General features: G+C 30.7%; 8 protein-coding genes and 1 pseudogene. 1 reads left to right on the top strand and 8 read right to left on the bottom strand.

Annotation, left to right across the window (positions count from 1 at the left end; translation table 11 throughout):
- From ACXAHM_RS26055 to ACXAHM_RS26020, 8 genes and pseudogenes are all read right to left on the bottom strand, one after another.
- Window positions 1-203: pseudogene (locus ACXAHM_RS26055) on the bottom strand (glycosyltransferase family 4 protein); the annotation flags it as partial.
- A 150-nt stretch (window positions 204-353) separates the two neighbouring features.
- Window positions 354-776 carry a hypothetical protein gene (locus tag ACXAHM_RS26050; protein WP_474967016.1) on the bottom strand — a complete coding sequence of 141 codons (423 nt, stop codon included), beginning with the start codon at window positions 774-776 and terminating at the stop codon, window positions 354-356.
- Entirely contained in the window at window positions 745-1,995 is a 1,251-nt protein-coding gene (locus ACXAHM_RS26045; protein WP_474967015.1) for a glycosyltransferase family 4 protein, read from the bottom strand. Before ACXAHM_RS26045 ends, ACXAHM_RS26050 begins: the two co-directional genes overlap by 32 nt.
- Before the next feature lie 11 nt (window positions 1,996-2,006).
- Window positions 2,007-2,552 carry an acyltransferase gene (locus ACXAHM_RS26040; protein ID WP_474967014.1) on the bottom strand — a complete coding sequence of 182 codons (546 nt, stop codon included), beginning with the start codon at window positions 2,550-2,552 and terminating at the stop codon, window positions 2,007-2,009.
- A 319-nt stretch (window positions 2,553-2,871) separates the two neighbouring features.
- The gene (locus tag ACXAHM_RS26035; RefSeq protein ID WP_474967013.1) at window positions 2,872-3,276 is read right to left on the bottom strand and encodes a hypothetical protein; all 405 of its coding nucleotides are present in this window, start codon (window positions 3,274-3,276) and stop codon (window positions 2,872-2,874) included.
- Between the two features lie 72 nt (window positions 3,277-3,348).
- Window positions 3,349-3,792 (bottom strand): hypothetical protein, encoded by a 444-nt coding sequence (locus ACXAHM_RS26030; protein WP_474967012.1) that lies wholly within the window; start codon window positions 3,790-3,792, stop codon window positions 3,349-3,351.
- Complete coding sequence (locus ACXAHM_RS26025) at window positions 3,785-4,489, bottom strand: O-antigen ligase family protein (protein WP_474967011.1); 705 nt, start codon at window positions 4,487-4,489, stop codon at window positions 3,785-3,787. The genes ACXAHM_RS26030 and ACXAHM_RS26025 overlap by 8 nt, the downstream gene beginning before the upstream one ends.
- Window positions 4,490-4,907: 418 nt before the next feature.
- Complete coding sequence (locus tag ACXAHM_RS26020) at window positions 4,908-5,228, bottom strand: hypothetical protein (protein WP_474967010.1); 321 nt, start codon at window positions 5,226-5,228, stop codon at window positions 4,908-4,910.
- Window positions 5,229-5,548: 320 nt separating this feature from the next.
- Between ACXAHM_RS26020 and ACXAHM_RS26015 the strand changes: the two genes are divergently transcribed.
- A complete protein-coding gene (locus tag ACXAHM_RS26015) occupies window positions 5,549-5,968 on the top strand; it encodes an energy transducer TonB (protein ID WP_474967009.1) in 420 nt (139 codons plus the stop codon).
- Window positions 5,969-6,453 lie beyond the last annotated feature (485 nt).

Raw genomic sequence — 6,453 nt, 5'->3', positions numbered from 1 at the left:
AAATTAATTACAACTTTGGCTTGTCTATAAAAAGGATGAACGTTGGATTGAGAAGGATATATCTGTAGGTTTTGGGGAAGATGTAGTTCTTTGAATTCCTCTTCTATTTGTGCTTGTGTTGCATTGATGACGAGATCAAATGGATACTGAGGAAGATGAGTTGCAATTTCTATAAATTCATATATTCCTTTGTATCGTTTCAAAGAACAAAGCATTAGTACATTTTTACGTGTTTGCTGTTTTATATATTTATCTCTTTCCGCTAAAAATGATCGATCTAATGCATTATAGATGATGTGTTGTTTTTTCGCTAAAGGTTCTTTATTTGCTAAAAATTTTGATACGTAAACGACTTAAGAAGCAGTCTTATCTAAGATAAAAAATAAAGACTTTTTTAAAATAGCTGGCTTTATTGACGTTTCATGCAAGTGATAAATTACTCTATGCCCGCACAATTTACCCATGATTGCTGCGCCAAAAGGCCACAAAGTATTGACATAAATAATGTCATCCTTTTTTAAAGAAAAGAATACTTTTATGGCTAAAATTAGTTGACTTTTTAAAACTTGAAAAAGTCTTACAAATTTATTTTTCTTGAAGGTATAAGGATAGTTTGTAATCTTACAACCTTTTATTTCTGTCAAAAAACCTTGTTTTCCACCAGATACAAATAGCTGGTTTTTATATCCTTTTTGAAGAAATGTTTCGATAACTTGTCTTAAAACTTTTGGGCTTCCACTAAAATCATTCAGTAGGTGAGTTGATATAATTTTCATGATAGATTTTGGTATATATCTTTTTTATAAAATCACCTTTTGCATGCCAAGTCAAATGTTCCATAAAGTAAGCATAAGCATTTTTTTGTTTCTTTTGAAGCTCTCCTTTTGTATTAAAAAGGTGGTCTAGAGCTTTGGCTAATCCGTCTATGGTATGATCATAATCTGTAAGTGGTACTTTATAACCACAATCTTCATTGATAAATTCTCCAGGTCCTGCATTGTCCAAACAGATTACTGGTAAACTGTAAGACAAGGCTTCAGGAACAACCATACCAGCGCCTTCATGGGAAGGAAATAAAAATGCTGAGGCAATTCTATAATACTTTTTTAATTCTTCTCTTTCTATCCAATTGATAAATCTAATATTAAAACGGTGTTCTTTTTTCACCATTTTTTTAATCATGCATTCTGCATCACCCGATCCAATGATCACTAATTCATATTGTGTACGAGCATACTCTGGCGTCCGGTCCAAAAACTTTTGAAAAGCTTGAATGGTTAAATCAAATCCTTTTAAGGCCGTTATTCTACCGACACTTAATACTATTTTTTCATCTATAGTATTTTCTTTTGGTATATTTTCTTCTGAGGAACACGCATGCATTTGGAAGTTTTTAGTATTGTCCACATTGATTGACAAAACATTACTTACTCTAGAATTCAGCATGATAATCGCTGAAGCCAAATTTCTCGTTTTCTTTAAATTAGGACTAAATTTCCAGAACCATTTTTTTACAGCCCATCGTAAACGATCTGAAAAAAGCTGCTTTTTGGGATATTTTGCGAGATATTGTTTAGGTATTTTATCATGATGACCAATAGGTCCCCACACAAAAGGTTCTTCTAATTTCCATAAAAAACTTGGTGTCCAATCATTACAAAAATTAAGGTTATGAGAAATATCAAAACGGAATTGTTTTCTAATAATAAAACGTACTATTCCTCTTTGCCATAAATAATAATATAGCATTGCTCCTCTCCCTTTCTTTTTCCAGAAGCGCATCCAAGCAGGAAGATCATAATATTGAAATTCTATATTTTCATAGATTTCAGAAGGGTTTTCCTTCATGTACCTCTCAATATTTTTTTCATTATTCTCTCTCGTGATCACTATAACTTCCTGATTTCTTGCTATCTGAATAATCCAATTCCAACCGATTCCATCTTCAGAACCTTTGTAGGGGTTGACAGCATAACAGGTTACTAAAATTCTCATGAAACTTGACCTTAAATATGTTTAATAATCCTAGCGGGAACTCCACCAATTATCACATGATCCGGAAATGATTTTGTCACTACACTCCCCCCTGCGATAACACAATGTTTTCCTATATTTACTCCATCAGTTATTGTTACTTTACTTCCAATCCAACAATCCTGACCTATCTTAATTCCTTTTCTTGAAGTCCCTTGTAATCGTATTAAAGTAGTTGGATCAGTATAATTGTGATTTTCTGGGTGAAAACTAAAATATTGTCCTATGATACAATTATCACCGATTTCTAAGCCTCCTGCACCTTCGAGATATGCATACTCTCCCATTCCTACATTGTTGCCGATCAAAATCCCTTCCCCTGTATCATTTAAGGTTGTGGATACAATCAATCGACTAAACGCTCCTATACTTACATGATCTCCCATTTGCAAACCATGCTCACCTAAACCACTCAAGTGCGTATACTTTCCAACTTTCAATAACTTCCACCATTTTATACCATAGATATTAAAGAAAGTCACGCCTTCACTTCTCAACATCCATTTTGGGTCGCTCAAAAAAAGCAATGTCTTACATCCTCGAATAATCCTAACTATTTGTATAAGTATAAATTGTAATAAACTATAGGTTGATAGATTTGGGTCAAATGTAAAATTAGGGTTTCTCTTCCGAATAATATAGGCTAACAGTTTCTTCAAAACTTAGCTTTTAGGGTTTGTAAAATGATGGATAATGTGGTTTCTATTTGTATATTTTTAGTGGATTTAAAAACTTCTTTTCTCTTATTCGATAATTTATTGAATAGATAGATATAACGATTATTTAATGTTTTGAAGACCAAAATTTTCTATCCATTCTTAAGTTGATTGCATCTTTTTAGGTAGATAGATAGATTTTATCCCATTGTAACCTTTCAACTAAAATTCCCGTTTGAATTTTGAAATGGAAATAATCAAAGCCTAAACTTCTTGTATCATTACCTAATTCCCAATCGTAAACGCCAAGTGTATTACTCCTAAAATAACAATTCCAAGGTGTGAAATCGCCATGATTAAATTGTAGAATTATGTTTTCATCTCTTTCTAAGTCATTGTATATATTTCTTAGTTTTCTAATTATTCCTATTGGTAATGATGGGTCATCTTTAAGATCTAAAATGTTATTTTTTAAAGATTCCAACCAATCCCACTCTTGTATAGTTATAGAATTGTTTTTCGTTTGATAAAGTTCATTTATGAAGTTAAGATGGCTTTTAGTGAAATTTACAGTCCTTGATTCCATGTAAGATATATCCGATAATTGGATTACTTTTTCAGATATACTTTTCGCTTTAGGTATTAAGGTTAATATATTTTAAGCTTTTAAAAATTGAATATTCCGAACTTCATTCTTTAGATTTTCAATAGATAATCCTGTTGATGCTATTTTATAAAAGACCTCGTTTGTGTAAAGAAACATTTTATTATTTGGTCCAATAGTCCCTGTAAAGAGTCCCCAATCATCATGAATATTAAAATTTTGAGGTGTACTATTTAGTGTGATTTTTTTTGTTTTGAAACTGAACTTTTCTACTCCTAAAAGGTAAATCAAGCGTATTACATAGACAAATAACGAAGATTTAAAGTTAGTAGCTGAATAGAATTTTAGAAATATTGGAGAGGAAGTTTTGGCATTCCAAATCCAACGAACGGAATTGTCATTATTCAAAAGATAACAAACTTGTACTTTACAAGGTTTTGTTGTATTGTTTGGGAAGCTATTGACAACATTCTCTACTATCTCATTAATATTATTCATGACTAATCAATTTGTGTCTCTTAATTCTTATTGTTTGAGCCGTTGTTAGATAGCCTTTATGAAAAGAGGAAGAGTAAAAAATGATAAATTGATAAAATAAAATAGCGTAATTACTTTCTCCGAAGATCCCGAATTCGGTCAGTGAATTAATTAATAATGGAACTAATAATGCAAAAAATAATAATCGATATTCGGTCAGTAATTTAGATATAGAATGTAAGGTTGTAATCAATTGAAACAGTACTAATAGAAAACCCATTAAACCTAAATTCATGAGTACTTGTAGGAAAGTATTATGAGTCATTTTTCCTGCATAAGTATTGATTGATTGGAATGTATCATAATAATTGATACGCATAAAACCATATCCTAATAAAGGCTCCTTCGTAAAGCCCTCAGTTATCAATGCTTTCCAAAAAGGTATGCGTCCCGTTAAAGTATACAGCTCTTCAAGATGATGGAAATCACCATTTTTCAAAATCACAAAATAAGTCAACATCGTAATGAGAGAAAGAATCCCAAGAGCAAGTACTATTTTCAAAACAGGATATTTCATTTTAAAAATGAATAAAGAAAGTACTAGAAGTAAACTAACTATTGATGACCTTGAAGAGGTTAACAGTATACAGATGAGTAGTAAAAGTAGAGCAAAACTATTGATTACTACATTTTGTTTTTTTGATAAATCAAAAAACACATGCTACTCCTACCACTGCGAGCATTCCTAGTTCATTTGGGTTCATCACATAACCACCCAGCCTAGAGCATTTTCATCATTTACTGTTAAAAGTTGGTCTATCACATTTTGAAAGTACTATCATAAATGTTAGTTCATGTTTGATTTTAGTAGTAAATGCTTATTTATTAACGGATTATATTAATGTCAACGGTATTGTTTTAATCAGCACTTTAATGGGTATCACATTATTATTAAGTGTAAATTATTTGAGTAATTTTTATAGATGGGTGAAGATTGTAAAGTCTTTAGAAAAAAAAGAAAAATTTGATCATAAAAAAAGGACGGAATATACCCGTCCCTAATCGTCGTTAAGCTTGCAAAGTCGATTTAGTTTATTTTCGTTTTACCTATGATATATCGAATGTATGATTGATTTCTAAAGGGATACGATAAACTTATGATTAGGCTTTAAAACTTCTTTTCCATATTTCATTTGGTGAGAGTCTTTTACACGATCAACAAGTTCCCATGTCCAATTCACACCTGAAACTTTTGATAATTGCTTTGAGATGCCAAAAAATGTAGCACCTCTTCCAACATTGATAGTATAGCTATGTGCTACTACTCTTTTTTCTTTCATCTCTGTTAGTTGAGGAGTCTCATTAGTATCATTAGCTGGGTGAGTTGTTTCCGAAATAGCATTATTTGTAAAACTCATCGAAATCATCATTATCAAGGCTATTACAACATTTTTCATAGTTATTTCTGTTTAAATTTTAATACTCTATATCTCTTTAAAATACTTTTTCTTTATTTGATATTTCAAATTTATGCAATGTTTATTATTTAAACAAATTAAATGATCATTTTTTATTCATTTATTTTTAAGCCTTGTAATACAGTCATTTGAATGATTTAATATGTTTATATTTTTAGACATGCAAGTGATTAGAGTTACGTATACTGCTAACATTGAATAACAATAATGTCTATTATTTAAACATTGCTAATTTAAAATGACTAATATTAAACCACACAAATGAAATGTATTTCACAGATGATTTATTATATTTAAACATGAACTTAAAACAAACAGTCTTAATTTTTCTATCTCTATTATTGATTTCTTGTTCAAAGGAATTGACTTCTATTAAACCGCAAAACGACGATTTCACTATATGGGATTATCCTGAAACAGGTCCTACATTTCCAGGTGGTATGGGTGCATTTTATAAATTGATAGATAGGAATCAAAAATATCCACAAGAAGCAATAGATAAAGAAATTGAAGGAAAAGTCTATGTACAATTTACCGTTGATATTGATGGCACTTTGAAAGATATTAAAGTAGTAAGAGATATTGGTGGAGGTTGTGGTGATGAAAGTATTCGACTGATGAAACTTTCACCAAAATGGAAACCGGCAACTCATCAAGGGACTCCAATACCTCAGAGATTGGTCTTACCTATAAGTTTTAAAATGGGAAATGATTATTAGAATGTTTAATATTCCTCTGTTTGTAGTCCCATGACTGAAGTCATGGGCTAATGGGTGAGTATTTTTTCAATGAAAGAATCTGATTTTGTATATATAATTCCTAATAAAACATAGATGGTTCGTAAGTCAATATTAAGAGTGCGTTTACTTTAAAAAGTATTTTCAATTCAAATTTTAAACGTAATACTTTCATCCCCCATGACTGAAGTCATAGGCTAATGGGTGGGTATTTTTTCAATGAAAGATTCTGATTTTGTATATATAATTCCTAATAAAACATAGATGGTTCGTGAGTCAATATTAAGAGTGCTTCTACTTTAGGACATACTTTCAATTCAAATTTTAAACGTAATACTTTCATCCCCCATGACTGAAGTCATGGGCTAATGGGTGAGTATTTTTTCAATGAAAGATTCTGATTTTGTATATATAATTCCTAATAAGACATAGATGGTTCGTGAGTCACTATAAAGAGTGCCTCTACT

This window comes from Flammeovirga sp. AWQ4_249 (assembly GCF_056161045.1).
Note: the sequence above shows the minus strand (reverse complement) of the source record. Positions and strands in the feature narration are given on the sequence as shown.

What these genes read in the sequence shown, in the direction of transcription:
- ACXAHM_RS26050 (WP_474967016.1), bottom strand. Translation starts at nt 776, where the DNA reads ATGAAAATTATATCAACTCACCTACTGAATGATTTTAGTGGAAGCCCA.
- ACXAHM_RS26045 (WP_474967015.1), bottom strand. Translation starts at nt 1,995, where the DNA reads ATGAGAATTTTAGTAACCTGTTATGCTGTCAACCCCTACAAAGGTTCT.
- ACXAHM_RS26035 (WP_474967013.1), bottom strand. Translation starts at nt 3,276, where the DNA reads ATGGAATCAAGGACTGTAAATTTCACTAAAAGCCATCTTAACTTCATA.
- ACXAHM_RS26030 (WP_474967012.1), bottom strand. Translation starts at nt 3,792, where the DNA reads ATGAATAATATTAATGAGATAGTAGAGAATGTTGTCAATAGCTTCCCA.
- ACXAHM_RS26020 (WP_474967010.1), bottom strand. Translation starts at nt 5,228, where the DNA reads ATGAAAAATGTTGTAATAGCCTTGATAATGATGATTTCGATGAGTTTT.
- ACXAHM_RS26015 (WP_474967009.1), top strand. Translation starts at nt 5,549, where the DNA reads ATGAACTTAAAACAAACAGTCTTAATTTTTCTATCTCTATTATTGATT.